This window comes from Shewanella sp. K8 (assembly GCF_028823715.1).
GTDB lineage: Bacteria > Pseudomonadota > Gammaproteobacteria > Enterobacterales > Shewanellaceae > Shewanella > Shewanella algae.
Genome location: NZ_JAPEHY010000019.1, coordinates 60,892 through 78,599 on the forward strand (window position 1 = coordinate 60,892; position 17,708 = coordinate 78,599).

Below are 17,708 nucleotides of genomic sequence, written 5' to 3' on the forward strand. Positions count from 1 at the left end.
CTAGGCCATTCCGGCTTCAAGCTAAAGTCGGAGCCCTCGTTATTCAGCAATACCTTAATCTGGGTCAAGAAATCTCTGGCCGGAATTGGCCGAAAAACAGTTTCCGAACGGAGGGAAAATAGCGAACGCAGGAATCATGGAGCCAAACAGGGGCCAAGGCGGGAAACCTAGGCCCCGACATCTCAGAGCAGGGAGATCTCACCACAAAGATGCGGCCTGCGCCCTTTCTGATCTCTGAGTTCAAACTTATAGCCCTGCTCCATGGCCTCGGCGCAGAAGCAAACACTGGCCGGCATAAACAGCGGCAATTTGAACGCCACGTCAATGACACAGGGCCTATTGCCCAGCTCAGGCATCAACTGAGCCACGCAGCGGGCCTTGGACCACATGCCATGGGCCAGCACCCGGTCGAAACCAAAACGCTTGGAAAGCAAGGGATGCAGATGGATCAGGTTATAGTCACCCGAGGCTCTGGCATAACGCCGCCCCAAGTCGTCACCCAACTCCCAGACACTGGGGTTTTCCCACTGAATATCCCCGGCCTTGGGTGGTCTTGCCCTGCGCCCCGGCTTATCTATGCGATACAGATAAGTAGACAAGGATTCCCACACCAGCTCTCCGGCCACAGTCACCCTGGAAATAAGGTCAAACTCCAGCCCGGAATCTGTCTCTCGGCTGTCAGTGAGGCGACAGTCGATATCGAAACGCTCATCAAGGGTAACACTGCGAAACTGACTGATACGGTTACGCAGGTGGATCATTCCCAGCAGAGGAAAAGTGATGGCGTCATGGGTAAAGATCACCGCATGCAACCTGAAGGCCATCACATACAGATAGGTAGGCGGCAGAGTTTTGCCATCAAACTCGAAGCCACACACCTGAGCGTAGTCGGCCACCTTGCCGGGCTCCAAAACCACGCCGGGAGTATTAACGCTGATACGAGGTAAAGGCTGGTTGTCCCAGCCAGGCTTTCGCCCGAAAAAAATCTTGCGATACAGCGAAAACAACGAAGGCATTGTTCGCAGTTCGACACTGAATTCCATAACCAAAAAGCCCACCTTGAGTATTCCAAGCCGAGCATTATACCTCATCCCTGCCGTTTTCGGAGCTATCTATGATTTTGCGATCTGTCCGCCATAAGCGCTTGAGCCTGATGCCAAGGGCTGCGGCTTGTGAGACACTATATGCCTTCAAGTCATTCAGAACCCTCCAAAGTGCAAGATCAGAACTTTGACAAGCTGGCGCAAAAGTTCGCCAACAATATCTATGGAACCCCCAAAGGGCAGATCAGAGCCGCGGTACTCTGGCGCGATCTGCAGGAACAGTTACCCTATTTTGCCGGCCGTAAACTCAGAGTACTGGATGCCGGTGGCGGTTTCGGTTTTTTCAGTCAAAAACTGGCGGCCATGGGGCATGAAGTCGTACTTTGCGACATCTCCTCGGCCATGCTGGAACAAGCCAAAGAGCAGATTGCCGCCTCGGCCGAGCCCTTGGATATTCAACTGCTGCACTGCGCCATTCAGGAGCTGAACGTAACGGAACTGGGCCAGTTCGACCTTATCCTCTGCCATGCGGTTGCCGAATGGTTGCATGATGCCAAGGGGACGCTGGCGGGCTTGCTGTCACTCTTGAAAGATGACGGCCTGTTTTCACTGATGTTTTTCAATAAGGAAGCGATGCGCTTTCACGCCCTGGTGTCTGGCAATCTCGACTATGTGGCTGCCGATCTGCAAACCCGCAAAAAAGTCCGCCTCAGCCCGAAACATCCGTTGCAAATAGCCGATGTACAAGCTTGGTTTAACGAGTGGCAACTGGAGTTGAGGTGTGAATCCGGGGTACGGGTCATCCATGATTATCTTAAAAAGAGCTTGCCGGATAATTTCGACTTCCAGCAACTGCTGGAGATGGAGCTGAAATACTCACGCCAGCAGCCCTATCTTTCTCTGGGCCGCTACGTGCATTTCATTGCTCACAAGGCATCCGGGCCGAACAACTCGATCGAGGGTTGATCTTTGCCATCCACTATCTGATCCAGATAACGGTTCTCTTCCGGCACCAGCTGCGCCAGGCGTTCGGGATCCATGTGCTTGAGCAAGACCTTGCCGCTGTTGGGGTGAAACATCACCTTACGCGGCCAAGGGCCGCCCAAATCCTCCGCCTGCACAGGGATCTGCTCGAGTTCGAGATAACGCAGTACAAAATCTATGTTGGACTGGCCGACATTCAGCACACTGCTTTGGCCCATTCTGGCGCCGCCGAATACTTTGGCCTGTAATCTGTGTCGCTGACCACCGACACAGAGTATGGCATTGATCAGCTGCTCCATGGCCCAGTTGCCGTAGCGGCAGCTGTAGCTGGTCAGTTGGTGCCAATCTTCGTGAAGTTTGCGCTCGGGTAACAGAAAGTGATTCAGGCCACCTATGCCGAGTACGGGGTCCCAGATACAAGCCGCCACACAAGACCCCAAGCGGGTAAAAATGTACTCATCGGCACCTGTAATATAAAAATCGCCGGGATCGACCCTGGCAACCACCTTGCCAAAACGTTCATCCCACTGACGAACTGTTCCTTCAAACCCCTTGTACGCATCGCTAATGCCTTGCATCTCAACTCCCTGTGTCCAAGCACAGCAAGTATAGACCTCTGCGCCTCAGTTTGCCTCGCCGGGCGGTATATCACAGCTTTGCCGCCAGCAGTTACGGCTGCTGACTCCGGCTTTATGCAGATACTCGAGTAGGCTCTTTTTGCCGGCCAGATGCCCGGCACCGACGGCCACAAACAGTGACGCCTGATTGCTGTCCATTAAACTCAGCAGGCGCTCAGCCATGCCTTGGTTACGTTGCCACAGCAGTTTTTCCAGCAATACGTCTTCACCTTCGGTGGACAGCTGATGCAACATCAACTCGGCCAACGCTTTTTCATTACCGCTACGCCAAGCCGTGATCAGCGCCTGGATCTCCCGATCTTCGCCGCGAATGCTCTCCCTAACCATACTCCACTGGTGCTCCAGCGCCAGCGAGTCCAGCAGTGCCAACTGCATTTCTGTACTTTCCAGCTCCAGCACGGGTCTATCACCGACCCCATCCAACAGATACTGCTCAACACCCAGACTGGGTTGATAACCCAGCTCCACGAAGCGCTGCATACTGATCTGTACCGACTGCAACCAGGGGGACATCATCGCCAATTGCCGGCACAAAGGCTTGCCGCCACAGTATCCCTGCAGCAGCGTCTGGGTTTCCTCATCAGGTGTTGCGGCCTTCAAGCCATACTTTTGCAGCAACTGCTGCGCCGCAGGATCGCGGACATCGGCTTCCAGCACCAGAGCACCGGCGTGGCGATAGGCCTGCTCTATCTGGTTTGGCAGTGGGTAGAAGTCGGCCTTGCCGACATGCACTGAGCCCATGAGAAAAGCCGTCTTACCGGCAAACTCCAACTGATGGAAAGGCGGCTTGTCGCCATCTCTTGCTTGGGCCATACCGCTTAAAAGCAAGCCACATCCGAAGAAGATCCACAGCAGTCGACTTGTTGCGCGCATCCCTGTTCCTTATAATTTCAGCCAAAGTTCACCAGTTAGAGGCTGTTATGCCATACACCAAGGTCATTGAGCAACTGAAAGCCAATCTGCAGACCGCTTACCGTCAGGCTGTCGATGCCGATAACCGTCTGGATCAGCTGCAACAGGCCGGCCATGGAAAGTTTTCTGCCGTATTCACCCAAGAGCAAGGCTTTACCACATGCAGTAATCGCTTCCTCCCTTATGTGCAGGAGCTGGCACAGGCGGTAGCGGATCTTGAAGCCGAAACGGCGCCCACCCCGGAACAGCTGGAGGCGCTGCTGCCGAAACTGGCGGTCTTGCTGCAGACGCTGCAAAAATTTAAACAGCAGAGTAAGTAGCAAGGGTTCAAACTGCAAAATCCCCCCGATAAGCCGGGTCAAGTCCGGCTTTGTCATCTTAGTGTCACTTGCAACACCTAGACTCTATCCGATTTGGGGCCTGGTGAGGTATTGCAGTTTGATGGCCATAGACAGGATTGCTGAGCTGAGAAGTGTGTTGGATAAAGAGGATATCACCGCACTGTTTCAGCCGATTATCAACATAGACAGCAACAGTATTCATGGCTTTGAAGCCCTAAGCCGCGGCCCTATCGGCAGCAGCGTTCATTCTCCATTTCATCTGTTCAGTACCGCCGAACGACTGGGGCGCCTCTCCGAGCTGGAGACCTTGTGCCGCCGGGTCTCCATAGCACAATTCCAGCAAAGACAACTGCCGGGCAAGCTGTTTATCAATATCTCCCCCAAGGCACTGCTGGATCCAAGTCATCCCAAGGGGCAAACACTCAAACTCTTGCAACAGTTCGGCATAGCACCATCCAATGTGGTCATAGAGCTGTCGGAACAATACCCGGCCGATGACATAGATCAGCTCAAAGCCTGTCTGGATCACTACCGCAATCAAGGGTTTCTGACCGCACTCGACGACCTTGGCGCCGGCTACTCAGGCCTGCGCCTCTGGTCAGAACTCTCGCCCGACTATGTCAAAATTGATCGCCACTTTATCCATCAGATAGATAAGTTTCCGGTTAAACAGGAGTTTGTCCGCTCCATCATAGAACTGTGCCAAAGCCTGACCTGTAAAGTCATCGCCGAGGGCATAGAGACAGAAGCCGAGCTGACGATACTGCGTCAGCTCGGGATCACCTATTGTCAGGGCTTTTTGCTTGGCAGACCCGAGGCGCAACCTGATAGGCAACTGCAGACCCGCTATCTCGCCATTCGTCAGCAGGAACAACCGAGATACAACGAGGCAGCAGAGAGCCTGTGCCATCAGGCGCAAACCTGCTGCTCTGATACCGAACTCAAGCAGTTGAGCGAACGCTTTCTCTCCCAGCCGGAGCTTCAGTGCATAGTGGTGCTGGAGCAGAAACATCCCTTGGGGCTGGTCTATCGCCATCGACTGATGGAGCTGTTTTCCCGGCCCTATGGCCGCGCCCTTCATGAGCACCAAGCGGTCACAGAGCTCATGGACAAAGATGTGCTTATGGTCGATGCGGCCACGCCGCTGTCGCGGGTGAGTCAAAAACTCACCGCCAAGCCTGGTACCGAAATAGCGCAGGAATTCATTATTCTGCGTCAGGGCGACTTCATCGGTCTGGGCCACACCCGCGAGCTGCTGCAGCGCATCACTGAACACAGAATACAGACGGCGCGCCACGCCAACCCATTGACTGAATTGCCCGGGAATGTGCCCATTCAGGAAGAGCTGCAACGGCTGCGCAAACTGCGACAGCATTTCTATCTGGCCTATTTTGATCTATGCCATTTCAAACCCTATAACGACATCTACGGCTTCAGTCGCGGTGATGAAGTGATAAGGGCAGTCGCTGGCCTGCTCAGACAATACGGCAAGGCGCAATTTATCGGCCACGTGGGTGGGGATGATTTCGTAATGATAGGCACAGAGCCGCAACTGCTCGGGGTTTGTCAGCAAATATTGGCAGAGTTTGAACAGGGCAAGAGGCAGTTTTTCAGTGACGAGCACTGGCAAAGACAACACTTGTTTGCACAGGACAGACAAGGGCAGGAATGCCTTCAACCGCTACTGCGCCTCAGCGTCGGAATACTGCCACCGCCATTGAGTCTGGACGCCAGCGAGCATGAGTTGTCCCGCTTGTGTGCACTGGCAAAAAAACAGGCCAAGCACAGCACCCAAGGGCTGTGCTTGCTGGAGATGCCGAAGACGGCTTAGAGTTTAGGCTTGAGTGTTTTCTGGAACCAGTCTTTCAGCATTCTTTCTTCATAACGGAAGCTGTCGCTGTTAATTCTGTCTACATGGTCGAGAAACTGCATATCAGTCAGCTTTTCATCGCCGGCAACGACCACCTGATCGCCTTCCAACAAGCGATAACTGAAGCTTATCTTGGGCGGATAAACGTTCTTGACTACACGTATATCGTTGGCGGTAGCGCCAAAAGTAGGCCGCACATCGCCGGCCAAATCCACGTCTGTGACTGTCAGTTCCAGCTTTTGGTTGTCTTTTAGAGATGGGGAAACGTCTTTATCCAAGGCTTTGGTCAAGGTCTCAAACAGACGTTTTTCGTAACGGGATTGCAGCTCGCTGGCAGACTTGATGTCCCGAAAATCCTTGGGTGACTGCCACTCAATTTTTACCTTACCCGACTCGGTAACCGGGTTTTCATCGACCTTGTCGGCCGCCAGCGCCGAGCCAGAAGTCAGGGCTGCAGCAAGTAACAGATATCTGATTTTCATATCAGCCTCCTTTGGGAGCGAATGTCAGTATGCATTTGGTTCAAACTCAGAGTATAAAATTTAACCTGAATCCGGGCTTAACGCAAAACTAATATGCGAACATCATCCTGTTATAAGTGATTATTTTATTTTGTTATTTTTCATAGACACCCACAAAAATGCGTTAACCTGAGTATCAATTTGTAGCAGCCCCAACAAGCTTTAACACAAGGCTGCTTGAGTCAGGCCCGAGGAAGTAATCTAATAGCAGAGCTAAAAAAACCAGTCACAACAGGAGCGCCAGTGAAATTCTCGCCGTCTTTGCTGATTACCTTGGGACTATTTACCGCCCTGGGAATTGTTCTCGTCGCCATCAATCAGGATGCCAAACCCAAGGAGCCGGAAACCTGGAGCGCCTTCATTTATACCCATGGCTTCGATTCTGGGCGTTATATCAAAGAGGACGATTTTGGCGACTATGGCAGCTGTAAGGCGTTTGCCATCGAGAAGTCCCAGGCCGCGGAGGGGGCACCTTGGGAGTGTGGCAGCTACTGCCGCTTCGACTCCCGCCGTCAGGGCTTTCAGTGTGAACAGATGCGCAACGACTAAGCCTGCTTAGAAAGGGAAACGGGCGCTGAGCTTGGGGTAAAGCTTGCGCAGTGCCTTGGGTTGATCGTTGAAACGCTTACCCTTGGGCTGACTCAGCCCCGAAGGCACAAAAGGCAACTCTTTCCCGGTACGGGTCTCGTATAGCTGGCCGGCCAGCAGATCTATCTCCTCAACAAAAGGATAAGCATAGCCATTCAGCTGCGGCCAAACTTCCAGTTCCCCCAGCGAATCCGCTGCATTGCAGGCCGCCTGATAACGCTCCTTACCCAGAGTCACCAGGAAGTTGCGAAACTCGGCAAAGCCATAATCTGAATCGACTCCGGCGATGATGTAAGCAGCTCCCCAGAGATCCCAGCTGTAACTCAGCCTGAGCTGCCGAGCAAAGTGTTTATCAAACTCTGCCAGTTCATCATCGCTAAGACCTTGCAGTTTTTCGGTCAAACGCGCCTGGAGTTGCTGTTGGTCCTGTTCGGGATAGTCGCGGCTGACCAGCTCCCAAAACTGCTCTTCTGTCATTGAGTGTTATCCTGCCAAAAATGTCGGCGGTTATTTTACCGCAAAAAGCGATTAAAATCCGGCTGGACTCCCCCCAGGGCTTTCCATAGACTTAGGCCAATTTCTCACAGGAGTCATTTATGTCCATTTCAAGACCAATACCATTGGTACTGCTTTGTATCCTCTACCTGGTACTGGCTGTGGTAGCACTGTGGCGCACCATCAGCACCGGCGCTGTGGATCTGTTTACCTTGGGAGTCATCCCTGTATTGGTAGGCATAGTAATGCGCACATCCTGGTCATTGTGGGCATTGCGTATCTATCTCTTTATTCAGACTCTGGGACTCATGGCATTTGCCACTACGGCTTTGGTTGCACTGCAGATTACGCCGCAGGATGTCAAACTGGAGCTGGCTGGGCGAAATATCCCCTTGCTGCCGCTGGCTGCTGTGTTGCTGGCCTTGCTGTTATTCCAGTATTGGGTGGCTTTTTCCGGCAGGACCAAGCGCTTTTTGCAGCAGGAAAAGTCTGACTAGATCGCACTGAATTTAAGGAAATCGGCGACCGGCTCACAATTTTGTGTCTTTTTGGTTAAAAAATAGCGGATAAAGCCCAAGAAGCCCGCTGAAAGGCCTTTTCAAGCCAAAAACCTTATGGCATGTTAGATGGGCAATAATAACTTATCGACGGAAAGAAGAGACGCTCCAGATGAACAAAACTGAACTGATCGCTAAAATGGCAGAACACGCCAACCTGTCCAAGGCAGAAGCTGCCCGCGCACTCAAGTCGTTCGAAGTAGCAGTGACCGATGCCATGAAAGAAGGAACTAAAATCTCCATCGTAGGCTTTGGCTCTTTCGAAACTTCAACCCGTGCAGCCCGCACTGGTCGTAACCCGCAAACCGGTAAAGAGATCCAAATCCCTGCCGCCACTATTCCCAAGTTCAAGGCCGGCAAGGCACTGCGTGACAGCGTCAACTAAGCCGCTTTTCACGGATGAAAGCGCCTCATATTGAGGCGTTTTTTATTGCCTGAGGTTCCCAACACTCCATTGCACAAAAAAAGTGCAGCCCGCCCCAGCTAAATGCAACATTTCCTTAACCTGCATCACACTCAAAAGCTAACCACATGTATTTAATGCCTATTTAAACTTGGCACAGGATTCGCTCATTCCGCACAGACAATAATGAGTATCTGCACCGGTCAAGCTTGCCCGGCTCCAGAACCCAAACCATCGAGGGGATGAGAATGAAACACACCAAGTTTTCACTGTCAGTTATTGCAGGTCTGTTGTTGGTGGCCGGCGAAGCCCAGGCCGCTGTATCGGGGAATATAGGTGCCGCCTCCAACTATCTGTGGCGCGGCACCACCCAGACGGATGACTCTGTCGCCATTCAAGGCGGTATAGACTATAGCCACGACTCGGGTTTTTACCTGGGAACCTGGGCCTCCAATGTCGACTTTGGTGACGATACCAGTTACGAGCTCGATTTTTACGGTGGTTACTCCGGCAGCATAGGCGAAGACTTTGGCTATGACATCAGCTATCTCTACTATGGCTACCCGGATGCCGAAGGCGATATCGACTTTGGTGAGCTGGCTCTGACTCTCAGCTGGAAGTGGTTTGAGTTGGGTTATGCCAAGGTGGTTAACGCCGGTGATGACGTGGCCGCTGCGCCACTGGATAACAAGGATTTGAGCTATATCCACGCCGGGTTCAGCTATCCCATCACGGAAACCGTGACGCTGACGGCACACTATGGTTATTCAGACGGTGATGTGGTGCAGAGTTGGTTCGGGGTTTCCGACTACGCCGACTACCACTTGGCCATCAGCAAGGAAACCGGCATAGGCTCAGTCTCCTTTATGGTGGCCGATACGGATCTGCCGGACGACGATGCCAAGATAGTGCTCAGCTATGTCTATGAGTTCGAATTCTAAGGATGGGAAAGCCCGAGGCGCAATCAGGCGATGACAGGACGATTGCGTTTACGGGCGGCAACCATTTTTTCGATATGCTCCACTATCGGCTCGGCCACCTTGATACCTGTGGTCAACTCTATACCTTCAATACCCGGAGCTGAATTGACTTCAAGCACCAAGGCGCCACGCTCGGAGCGAAGAATATCCACCCCGGCAACAGCCAGCCCCATCGCCTTGACCGCATCAATGGCTGTCTTGCGCTCCTGAGGGGTAATCTTGATTTTCTCGGCGCTGCCGCCCAAATGCAGATTGGATCGAAAATCCCCCTCCGGGCCCTGACGTTTCATGGCCGCAACCACCTTGTCGCCCACCACAAAGCAGCGGATATCACTGCCGTTGGCTTCTTTGATATATTCCTGCACCAGAATATTGGCCTTAAGCCCCAGAAAGGCTTCAATAACGCTCTCGGCGGCCTTTTTAGTTTCGGCCAGCACCACGCCTATCCCCTGGGTGCCTTCCAAAAGCTTTATCACCAGCGGCGCACCACCCACCATGGCGATGAGATCAGGAATATCATCCGGCTTGCTGGCAAAACCTGTGACCGGCATACCCACCCCTTTACGGGAGAGCAACTGCAGTGCCCGCAGCTTATCCCTTGAGCGGGCTATGGAGATAGAGTCATTGGCAGCATACACCCCCATCATCTCGAACTGGCGCACCAGGGCACAGCCATAGAAAGTCACACTGGCATGGATCCTCGGGATAATGGCATCAAAACCGCTGAGTTCCTCACCTTCAAGATGAATACTGGGCTGCACCGAGTTGATGTTCATATAACAGTTGAGTGGATTGATCACCCTGGCCTGATGACCACGTCCCTCACAGGCTTCCACCAGCCTGCGGGTAGAATAGAGCTCGGGAAATTGAGAGAGAATACCGATTTTCATGTTTGAGTGATCCGCCAAAGAGTTATGGCCCAGCAAAAGAAGTGGCATCTTTGACTATCCCTTGCCAATAGGCAAGTAAAATCAAACATCCCCCTCGGCCAGCAAAGGTAAAATATGCTGGGTTTCAAAATCCTGGGGCTGAATCGGCCGACAATAGAGATATCCCTGCAGCAGGTTACAGCCCCGTTCACGGCAAAACTGCGCCTGCGCCTCGGTTTCTATGCCCTCGGCCACTGACACCACGTTAAAGCCGTTGGCAAAGTTGATCAAGGCCGACAACAGACGCTTGCCGCGTTCATCCTGTTCGACCGAAGCCACAAAACTCTTGTCGATTTTCAGCACATTGATGGGAAAGTACTTGATGTGCTCGAGGGATGAAAAGCCGGTGCCAAAATCATCCAGAGAGAAAACAACTCCCAGTGCAGCTATCCGCTCCAGTACCTTGGCCAGCTCCAGCGGTTCCTCTATCAAGGCATTTTCGGTGAGCTCCAACTCCAGCAGCGAAGCCGGCAGCCCGGTTTGCTGCAATACCCTGACTATGGTCTGATACAGGGTTTCACGAATGATCTGCGACGGTGACAGGTTAACCGCCACAGATAACTGCTTGCCTACCGGAGCCAGCATGGCCAGCCACTCGACGGTTTGCGCGCAGGCCTGTGCCAACACCCACTCGCCTATCTCATCTACCAGGCCTATCTCTTCGGCTATCGGCAGGAAACTGTCCGGCGCCAGCAGGCCATCTTCCGGATGTTGCCAGCGCAGCAAGGCCTCCATTCCCAATAGCTCACCGGAAATCGCATCGAATTTCCCCTGATAAAAGACCCTGAATTCATCGCGCTCCAGCGCGGTTCTCAGGCCCATCTCGATGCGGTTGCGAAACCTGACTTCTCTGGCCAACTCTTCGGAATAGAACTGGATCTGGTTGCGGCCCACCTTCTTGGCGCGATACATGGCAATGTCGGCACACTTGAGCAGCTCAGAGCTGTCACAGACAGAATCGCTGTACACTGCAATGCCAATACTGGCGCCGATAAGCACATCATGTTCCCCCAGAGGGAAAGGCTCTTCAAAGGCCCTTTGCAGCCTGTTGGCCACCGCCATTGGGAAGTAACGGTTCTCCGACTCGGTAACCAGCACTACAAATTCATCGCCGCCGAGACGGGCAATGAGATCCCCTTCCCTGAGCGCCGCACTGAGACGGTTGGCCACTTCCACCAGTAGGATATCCCCCACCTGGTGCCCTAAGGTGTCGTTGATACCCTTGAAATCATCCAGATCCAAGAGGATCACCGCCAGCATGTCCTGATGACGCTTGACCTGACTCAAGGTACGGTTCAGACAGAGCTCAAAACCGTAACGATTGACCAGCTTGGTCAGGGAATCATGTTCGGCCAGCTCTTTGAGTTTCTCGTGGCTTTGGCGCAATGCCAACGCCATGGAAGCCCTTTGCTTGGCATTGCGGATAGCACGGGTCAAGCGGCTGGTATTCACTTCATCCTTGAGCAAAAAATCCTGCGCCCCCAACTCGATGCAACGCTGCGCCAGCTTGTCGTCTTCATAACGGGAGATCATCACTACTGCGGTTTGCTCTCCGGCCGATTCATTGAGGCGGCTCAATACTTCCAGACCATTGGCATCGGGCAACATATAGTCGAGCAGTATGCCGTCGAAACGCTGCTGGCAGGCGAACTCCAAGCCACTCTGGGCACAGTTGGCCTCCATCACCTTGAACGCCAGTGACGATTGATCCAGGGCGCGGATGATAGCGGCTCTGTCTATCTCATCATCATCGATCAACAGCAGATTCATGCTTTCCATCCCTCAGGCTTCCGGCAACTCAACAATACGCCAATAGCTTTCCAGCATATTGAAAATATTATAAAAACCATCGCTTATTTCATGTTTGACCATATAGCCGGCCACATGATGCTTATAAGCCTCAACCTTGTCTTCATCGGCGCTTGAGGTGGTCAACACAAAGACCACGGAGAGAGACAGCACAGGGTCATTGCGGATATGGCTGAGAAACTCCAGGCCATTCATCCGCGGCATATTGAGATCCAGCAAGATAAGATAGGGGCAGCGCACCCGACCGTCGCCCAACATCTCCAAGGCCTCCAGCCCATCTCTGGCTCTGACCAAGGGGTTGAGCAGCCTGAGCTGCTGCATCGCCCGCTGCACCGCCATGAAGTCGACATCGTCGTCGTCCACCAACAGAATAGTCACTTCCTTGTATCTGGCTGTTTGACTCATGACTCCTCCTTGAAGTGGGCCGGCCAGGTGAAGTAAAAGCTGCAACCACGCCCTTCCGATTTCACCCAGATCTTGCCGCCCATGTTTTCCACCGACTTTTTCACCAAAGAGAGACCAAGGCCACTGCCTTCAACTTCATCTCTTGGCTTAAGCGTTTGGAATATTGCGAAAATTTTATGATGAAACTTGGCAGCTATCCCTGGGCCGTCATCCGTGACACAAAAACAATAATAGTCGCCCTGGCGCTCGCTGCTGACGCTGAGTACCCCCTCACCCTTGTCGTGGTGTTTGATGGCGTTGCTGAACAGGTTTCGGAAAACCAACTCCAGCGGTACTCTGGCCGTGGTCAGCAACGGCATATCAGACAGGATAGTCAGCTTGAACCCGGTTGGCGGCGCCACCAGGCTGAAGGTATCCTGCACCAATTGCTTGCTGTCCACTTCCGTCAACTCAGTATCCACCCTGCCTATGCGCGAGAAAGTCAGCAGGCCGTCCAGCAAGAGTACCATTCGCTGTACCCGGCTCTTGATCAGTCGCAGATACTTTTGCACCTGTTCACTGCTGTTGTCGCTGAGATCTTCTGCCAACCACTCGGATAACTGCTCTATGCCACGCAGCGGCGACTTGAGATCGTGAGAGGCTATGTAGGCAAAACTGTCCAGCTCACGGTTGATCTTCTCCAGCTCCTCTGTGTGGCGGGCTTTTTCGGCTTCAATCCGTTTGCGATCCGACACATCGTTGATAGTGGCCAGAATCGACTGGCCATTGGTGAAATGGATTGGGGTCAACCCCACTTCGACCGCCACCAAAGAACCGTCTTTGGCGCGGCCGAACAGATCATCGCGCTGGGACATATTCTTGGCAATCGGCTGCTGCAGATAACCGCCCATGTGCCGATTGTGCGACTTATGCAGACTTTCCGGCAGCAGTATATTCACGCTGCGGCCCAATAGTTCGTCCCGGGCGTAACCGAACAGTTGCTCTGTATGGGCATTCACCAGAGTGATGAGTCCATGACCATCTACCATGATCAGCGCCGATGGCGAGGCCTCAATAACCAGACGGAAGCGTTTCTCATTGGCAAGGATCTCATTGGCTAGCAAGCCTTCCTGATACCTGGCTCTGGCGTTATTGAGCAAGAAATAGAACAACACCATGATAAACAGCACGCCTATGCCAAGCATCAGCTTGCTTTGCAGCTTCTCGGTTTCGGAGACAAAACTCTTGTCGGCGCCGATTTTCAGCAACCATTGATGACTACCGACTTTAAGCGGCAACACATGGTTGTAGGTTTTGGTAGCCTGGCCTTCCTCCTCAGTGCTGTACAGCAGCGAAGTGTCAGAGGCGGTATCGCCATCAAATACCTGCAGAATCAGGGAGGGAAACTTATCCGCCAAAATGCCTTGCATCAGGTTGTTCATCCGAAAGGCGGCATAGACCACGCCCTTGGCGGCCTTGGGGCCGGCGGCAGATTCATCATAAAGCGCCAAATACATCAAAAAACCGGCCTGGATATCCTGTTGGGTTTCCTGTACCAGGGTGATTTTGCCGGAGATCGCCGCCTCCCCTGTGTTGATGGCTCTGTCTATCGCTTCACGGCGAGTCGGCTCGGAATACATGTCATAGCCAAATGCCCGCCGATTACGCCAATCGAAAGGTTCCAGATAGATGATGGCCTGATAAGTGTCGCGCTCGCCGGACGGGTACACCCGATACTCATCAAAGCCTTCAGCCCTGATGGCCTCCTCATGGGCCGCCAGTTGCTCCGGGTGCAAAATAACGCTATAGCCTATCCCCTGGATCCCGGGATAAAAGCTTTCCATCTTGGCGTTGGTCACATACTCATGCCACTCCTCACGAGTCACTCCATCGGATGCCATAAACAGGCCCACACCGCCCCGCAGCACCTGCTCATAGGTCAACAGACGATCTCTTATGGCATCTTTGACCAGCATGGCCTGATACTCAAAGCGCTCACGTCCGCGCTGCTCCGCATATTGATTGAACAGATACCAACCCAGGCAGGTGAACAGAAGCGCCACCAACATGATCAGCCAAACCGAGGCCGGAGTGGAAAAACCGAAGCTTTTTGCAGGGGAGGATGATGCGGTGAGACGATCGTCCTGGATCATAAACAGCCTAGTCCTTAGCCAATAAAGCGAATGCTATGAGGTTAATTCTGGTCAGGATCATGAAAAAAACAAGTCAAAAACAGCAAAAAATCCCCAAGTTTTAGGTCCTTGGAAAAGATCGTCAAAATGTTGTCTCGATCTCACTTCCTGTTGCGACTCAGTGCTAGATTTCAGTTTAACCAAGGCTAATATTGAGTAGAGGGACGGACAGAATCATTTGCTTTGTTAGACAAAAATTTTTGCTTTTCAGCCAATGCTTTTTTGGCTAGAAAATCCTTGGATAAACCGTGAGGAATTCGTTATGGCCCATATTGTTGAACTCGTGCCCAACGATGCTGAAATTGAAGCGATGACCACCCCCAAAAACCGTCAGGCCGAGAAGGCACTGCAGCACAAACGCCAGGTAAAACGCCGCTTGGAAGATTACCTGGAGCGCCTGGAACTCAGACGAGCCATGGGGCTCGATGATGACGATATGTTTTAGGGAAGGTGCGAACAAGTCCCATGTGCTCTGCGTCGGCTTGCAGATGTGGGAGGATGTCAGCAACATCCTCCTTATCCTTGCCGCCCCCGCAAAGACTGCGTTTGGATAAGCAAGGCCTCGGCTTTGGCCCCCAGCCAGACGTATAATCCCAAAGCCACCAATAAACCAACCACTGCCAGCATCATCAAAATCGCTCCCTGAATATATTCCACCTGCCCGAGTGATGCCTTGAACATGGTCAGCAAGGCCTCAATAGAGATGGCGATCAATATGGTGGAAACAAACCGGGTAATGGTGCGCCTGGTGGAGCTGTGGCGGAAGATGTCTTTATGCATCAACACCTCCTCTTCCAGTATGGTCTTGCCGAGATCGAATATCGCCAACGCCAGGGTGATATAGATGATGATCCCGAACGGCTTGAGTGAGTCATGAGCCAACTGCGGCCCCAGCGCCAACAAGTGCCAGATATCCCTGGCCGAAATCAGCACCAGTACCCCGACTATAATGAATAACCCTGTTACCAGAGTGAGATAAACCGCCTTGAACAAAGGCGTCACCTTGCGCCTGTGACTGTCGCCCATCATAAATTCAATCAGCCGGGTCAGATTGATATCCACTACCACAAAGCCGCGACTGGCATCCAAACGACTCACTCCCAGGGACGCCGACAGACATAATTGCCCGGACGCATTGGAAAGATAAGGTGAAGTTATCTGTACCCCGCTCTTGTCGCTGGCATTGAGAAAATAGGGGCGCTGGCTGCGATCCGGGTATTCACCCACAGCCAGCAGTTTGATCTTTTGCTTGATAAGCGCCAGATTCGGGCTCACTTGGTGACCATTTTCGTCGAGTAAATACATCAATTCCACGAAGGGATAGCAGGCTGCCACTTCAGAAAACACCCTGATGGCCCGCCCTGTGTCGTCAAAGAGCTGAGAGTCGGCCATTCCGGTCAGAATCGATTGCAATAGTTCATCGATTAGCGGCTGATACTCATGAAAACGTTCAATCACACTCAAGTAACTCATGTTTGCCATAACTGCTCCTGAAATTCCGGCCATCTATCTCAGGTAAGCAGCTTGAATGCCAACAATGCAACATGATGAATATCAATTAATTAGCTTAAATCATCTGGGACGACTATGCTCAATAACCAAGCGGTTGCACCAAGATCTGGCAAAGATAAATTCTGTTGCCAGACAGCGCGTTATCCAAGATGATAGCCGCCAATAACCTGTGTCTTCCGAGGAGACTATTGATGCCAGACACAAGTGCCTATAAAGAGGATCTGCGGCGCCTCTCGGACGAGCTGATCCGGTTGCAGACGCCGATAAAAATCCTCGATGCCATCAAGTGGCCGAGAGAGATGGAAGCCCGTTTTCTCGAGAGTAACGGCAAGCAATTACCCGCCATAGACGCCGAGTTTTACCAGCGTCTGCCGCTGCCTTTTGACCCGGACAAGACCCGCCAAGAGTTATCCGAACTGCGCCTGCAGACCCGCAAGTGCCTGGGAAGATACGACAAGCTGGGCAAGATATTGATAGCCAATATCGAGCAATATCTTCAGGTTATCGACATGCTGCAACACCGCGGCAAGGCCGACTTCGGCGAATTCAGCCGTCGCCTCTACGGCAGCGCCAACCATAAACTCCATGGTGATAGACACAATCTCAGACAGCTCGGCGACCGTTTGAGTTACATCTTCTCGCTACCGGCAGCGCTGCGCAGCAATCGTCATCACCCCAAAGAAATCGCCGCGCCTGAGGCGGTGGATATACTCGGCCGCCGCCTGAAAGATTACTTTCACAGCGACGATATTCGGGTGCGTCTCAGTGATGGCATAGTCTCGGATGCCGCCGTGGGCGGCGATACGGTCAAGCTCAACAGCAAGGCGCTGTTCAGCCAATCGGATCTTGATGTCTACGAGGTGCATGAGGGCTGGGTGCACGTGGGCACCACCCTCAATGGCCGGGCCCAACCCTGGGCCACCTGGCTCAGCGTCGGCTCTCCCAGAGTAGCAGCAGCCCAGGAAGGGCTGGCCGTATTGATGGAAACCATTACCCTGAGCTCCAACCCAGGGCGGGCCAGACGTATCAGCGACAGGATCACTGCGGTCGATATGGCCGAGCAAGGTGCCGACTTTGTTGAAGTATTCAACTATTTCTGCGGCCAGAATCTCAGCAAACGAGACAGTTACCGGGTAACTCAGCGGGTGTTTCGCGGCGGCATGGTACAGGGTGGCAGCTACTTCACCAAGGATATCTCCTATGTGCGTGGCTATGTGGAAAACATTAACTTTATCCGCTCCGCCATCACAGCCGGGATCCCGGAGATTATCCCTATGCTGTTTGTCGGCAAGCTGGCCATTGAGGATATCCCCGTGCTTTATCAAGCCCACAGGGAGGGGCTTATTGCCGCCCCCAAGTATCTGCCGCCCATGTTTGACAACTTCAGTGGCCTCTACGCCTGGTTTGGTTTCGCCTCTGGGATGGCCGGGATAGACCTCAAGGGGGTGCAGAGGCACTTCAGCCGCCTGTTCAAACAGTTACCCAATGCCGAACCTATGTTCGAGTTATTGGAAGACACTGAGTTTGACAGCAACGCCGACTGATAAAGA

At 52.9% G+C, this 17,708-nt stretch carries 19 protein-coding genes; 9 read left to right on the plus strand and 10 right to left on the minus strand.

Annotation, left to right across the window (positions count from 1 at the left end; all coding sequences use genetic code 11):
• Positions 1-182: 182 nt before the first annotated feature.
• Complete coding sequence (locus ON072_RS11875; protein WP_107110230.1) at positions 183-1,016, minus strand: MaoC/PaaZ C-terminal domain-containing protein; 834 nt, start codon at positions 1,014-1,016, stop codon at positions 183-185.
• Between the two features lie 198 nt (positions 1,017-1,214).
• Between ON072_RS11875 and ON072_RS11880 the strand changes: the two genes are divergently transcribed.
• On the plus strand, positions 1,215-2,009 hold the full coding sequence (locus ON072_RS11880; RefSeq protein ID WP_107005578.1) for a methyltransferase domain-containing protein: 795 nt from the start codon (positions 1,215-1,217) through the stop codon (positions 2,007-2,009).
• Here ON072_RS11880 and ON072_RS11885 read toward each other — a convergent pair.
• Complete coding sequence (locus ON072_RS11885; protein WP_025886858.1) at positions 1,970-2,605, minus strand: chemotaxis protein CheD; 636 nt, start codon at positions 2,603-2,605, stop codon at positions 1,970-1,972. The two genes, ON072_RS11880 and ON072_RS11885, sit on opposite strands and share 40 nt — an antisense overlap.
• A 45-nt stretch (positions 2,606-2,650) precedes the next feature.
• A complete protein-coding gene (locus tag ON072_RS11890) occupies positions 2,651-3,538 on the minus strand; it encodes a TraB/GumN family protein (RefSeq protein WP_144438376.1) in 888 nt (295 codons plus the stop codon).
• A gap of 47 nt (positions 3,539-3,585) precedes the next feature.
• Between ON072_RS11890 and ON072_RS11895 the strand changes: the two genes are divergently transcribed.
• Positions 3,586-3,897 (plus strand): hypothetical protein, encoded by a 312-nt coding sequence (locus ON072_RS11895; protein ID WP_025009323.1) that lies wholly within the window; start codon positions 3,586-3,588, stop codon positions 3,895-3,897.
• A 118-nt stretch (positions 3,898-4,015) separates the two neighbouring features.
• Positions 4,016-5,749 (plus strand): GGDEF domain-containing protein, encoded by a 1,734-nt coding sequence (locus ON072_RS11900; protein WP_425383261.1) that lies wholly within the window; start codon positions 4,016-4,018, stop codon positions 5,747-5,749.
• Here the strand turns inward: ON072_RS11900 and ON072_RS11905 are convergent.
• Complete coding sequence (locus ON072_RS11905) at positions 5,746-6,270, minus strand: DUF3016 domain-containing protein (RefSeq protein WP_096142024.1); 525 nt, start codon at positions 6,268-6,270, stop codon at positions 5,746-5,748. The two genes, ON072_RS11900 and ON072_RS11905, sit on opposite strands and share 4 nt — an antisense overlap.
• Before the next feature lie 282 nt (positions 6,271-6,552).
• Between ON072_RS11905 and ON072_RS11910 the strand changes: the two genes are divergently transcribed.
• Positions 6,553-6,858 (plus strand): hypothetical protein, encoded by a 306-nt coding sequence (locus ON072_RS11910; protein WP_261752637.1) that lies wholly within the window; start codon positions 6,553-6,555, stop codon positions 6,856-6,858.
• Between the two features lie 6 nt (positions 6,859-6,864).
• On the opposite strand, the gene ON072_RS11915 is transcribed toward ON072_RS11910, so the two are convergent.
• On the minus strand, positions 6,865-7,374 hold the full coding sequence (locus ON072_RS11915; RefSeq protein ID WP_025009319.1) for a DUF4240 domain-containing protein: 510 nt from the start codon (positions 7,372-7,374) through the stop codon (positions 6,865-6,867).
• Between the two features lie 119 nt (positions 7,375-7,493).
• On the opposite strand from ON072_RS11915, the gene ON072_RS11920 reads away from it, so the two are divergent.
• The 3 genes from ON072_RS11920 (at position 7,494) to ON072_RS11930 (ending at position 9,293) form a co-directional block, all read left to right on the plus strand.
• Positions 7,494-7,889, plus strand: a complete 396-nt coding sequence (locus tag ON072_RS11920; protein WP_037436326.1) for a hypothetical protein — start codon at positions 7,494-7,496, stop codon at positions 7,887-7,889.
• A gap of 172 nt (positions 7,890-8,061) precedes the next feature.
• Entirely contained in the window at positions 8,062-8,334 is a 273-nt protein-coding gene (locus ON072_RS11925; RefSeq protein ID WP_025009317.1) for an HU family DNA-binding protein, read from the plus strand.
• Between the two features lie 266 nt (positions 8,335-8,600).
• Complete coding sequence (locus ON072_RS11930) at positions 8,601-9,293, plus strand: TorF family putative porin (RefSeq protein ID WP_208251057.1); 693 nt, start codon at positions 8,601-8,603, stop codon at positions 9,291-9,293.
• Between the two features lie 23 nt (positions 9,294-9,316).
• Here the strand turns inward: ON072_RS11930 and rimK are convergent, their stop codons facing one another.
• The 4 genes from rimK to ON072_RS11950 all read right to left on the minus strand — a co-directional run bounded on the left by rimK (position 9,317) and on the right by ON072_RS11950 (position 14,607).
• Positions 9,317-10,222 carry a 30S ribosomal protein S6--L-glutamate ligase gene (gene rimK / locus ON072_RS11935; protein ID WP_025009316.1) on the minus strand — a complete coding sequence of 302 codons (906 nt, stop codon included), beginning with the start codon at positions 10,220-10,222 and terminating at the stop codon, positions 9,317-9,319.
• A gap of 81 nt (positions 10,223-10,303) precedes the next feature.
• Positions 10,304-12,031, minus strand: a complete 1,728-nt coding sequence (locus ON072_RS11940; protein WP_144379755.1) for a putative bifunctional diguanylate cyclase/phosphodiesterase — start codon at positions 12,029-12,031, stop codon at positions 10,304-10,306.
• A 12-nt stretch (positions 12,032-12,043) separates the two neighbouring features.
• A complete protein-coding gene (locus ON072_RS11945) occupies positions 12,044-12,475 on the minus strand; it encodes a response regulator (RefSeq protein ID WP_025009315.1) in 432 nt (143 codons plus the stop codon).
• Entirely contained in the window at positions 12,472-14,607 is a 2,136-nt protein-coding gene (locus tag ON072_RS11950; RefSeq protein WP_261752638.1) for a CHASE domain-containing sensor histidine kinase, read from the minus strand. The genes ON072_RS11945 and ON072_RS11950 overlap by 4 nt, the downstream gene beginning before the upstream one ends.
• Positions 14,608-14,908: 301 nt before the next feature.
• On the opposite strand from ON072_RS11950, the gene ON072_RS11955 reads away from it, so the two are divergent.
• Positions 14,909-15,091 (plus strand): PA3496 family putative envelope integrity protein, encoded by a 183-nt coding sequence (locus ON072_RS11955; RefSeq protein WP_025886854.1) that lies wholly within the window; start codon positions 14,909-14,911, stop codon positions 15,089-15,091.
• Between the two features lie 71 nt (positions 15,092-15,162).
• Here ON072_RS11955 and ON072_RS11960 read toward each other — a convergent pair whose 3' ends face one another.
• Positions 15,163-16,128, minus strand: coding sequence for a PDC sensor domain-containing protein (locus ON072_RS11960; protein WP_144379754.1), 966 nt, complete (start codon positions 16,126-16,128; stop codon positions 15,163-15,165).
• A gap of 221 nt (positions 16,129-16,349) precedes the next feature.
• On the opposite strand from ON072_RS11960, the gene ON072_RS11965 reads away from it, so the two are divergent.
• Positions 16,350-17,702 carry a flavohemoglobin expression-modulating QEGLA motif protein gene (locus ON072_RS11965; protein ID WP_144379753.1) on the plus strand — a complete coding sequence of 451 codons (1,353 nt, stop codon included), beginning with the start codon at positions 16,350-16,352 and terminating at the stop codon, positions 17,700-17,702.
• Positions 17,703-17,708: the final 6 nt, after the last annotated feature.

Excerpts from the sequence above, each read along its gene's own strand:
- ON072_RS11955 (WP_025886854.1), top strand. The coding sequence starts at position 14,909 with ATGGCCCATATTGTTGAACTCGTGCCCAACGATGCTGAAATTGAAGCG.
- ON072_RS11905 (WP_096142024.1), bottom strand. The coding sequence starts at position 6,270 with ATGAAAATCAGATATCTGTTACTTGCTGCAGCCCTGACTTCTGGCTCG.
- ON072_RS11895 (WP_025009323.1), top strand. The coding sequence starts at position 3,586 with ATGCCATACACCAAGGTCATTGAGCAACTGAAAGCCAATCTGCAGACC.
- ON072_RS11945 (WP_025009315.1), bottom strand. The coding sequence starts at position 12,475 with ATGAGTCAAACAGCCAGATACAAGGAAGTGACTATTCTGTTGGTGGAC.
- ON072_RS11965 (WP_144379753.1), top strand. The coding sequence starts at position 16,350 with ATGCCAGACACAAGTGCCTATAAAGAGGATCTGCGGCGCCTCTCGGAC.
- ON072_RS11915 (WP_025009319.1), bottom strand. The coding sequence starts at position 7,374 with ATGACAGAAGAGCAGTTTTGGGAGCTGGTCAGCCGCGACTATCCCGAA.
- ON072_RS11920 (WP_037436326.1), top strand. The coding sequence starts at position 7,494 with ATGTCCATTTCAAGACCAATACCATTGGTACTGCTTTGTATCCTCTAC.
- ON072_RS11925 (WP_025009317.1), top strand. The coding sequence starts at position 8,062 with ATGAACAAAACTGAACTGATCGCTAAAATGGCAGAACACGCCAACCTG.
- ON072_RS11885 (WP_025886858.1), bottom strand. The coding sequence starts at position 2,605 with ATGCAAGGCATTAGCGATGCGTACAAGGGGTTTGAAGGAACAGTTCGT.
- rimK (WP_025009316.1), bottom strand. The coding sequence starts at position 10,222 with ATGAAAATCGGTATTCTCTCTCAATTTCCCGAGCTCTATTCTACCCGC.
- ON072_RS11890 (WP_144438376.1), bottom strand. The coding sequence starts at position 3,538 with ATGCGCGCAACAAGTCGACTGCTGTGGATCTTCTTCGGATGTGGCTTG.
- ON072_RS11930 (WP_208251057.1), top strand. The coding sequence starts at position 8,601 with ATGAAACACACCAAGTTTTCACTGTCAGTTATTGCAGGTCTGTTGTTG.
- ON072_RS11940 (WP_144379755.1), bottom strand. The coding sequence starts at position 12,031 with ATGAATCTGCTGTTGATCGATGATGATGAGATAGACAGAGCCGCTATC.
- ON072_RS11875 (WP_107110230.1), bottom strand. The coding sequence starts at position 1,016 with ATGCCTTCGTTGTTTTCGCTGTATCGCAAGATTTTTTTCGGGCGAAAG.
- ON072_RS11960 (WP_144379754.1), bottom strand. The coding sequence starts at position 16,128 with ATGGCAAACATGAGTTACTTGAGTGTGATTGAACGTTTTCATGAGTAT.
- ON072_RS11950 (WP_261752638.1), bottom strand. The coding sequence starts at position 14,607 with ATGATCCAGGACGATCGTCTCACCGCATCATCCTCCCCTGCAAAAAGC.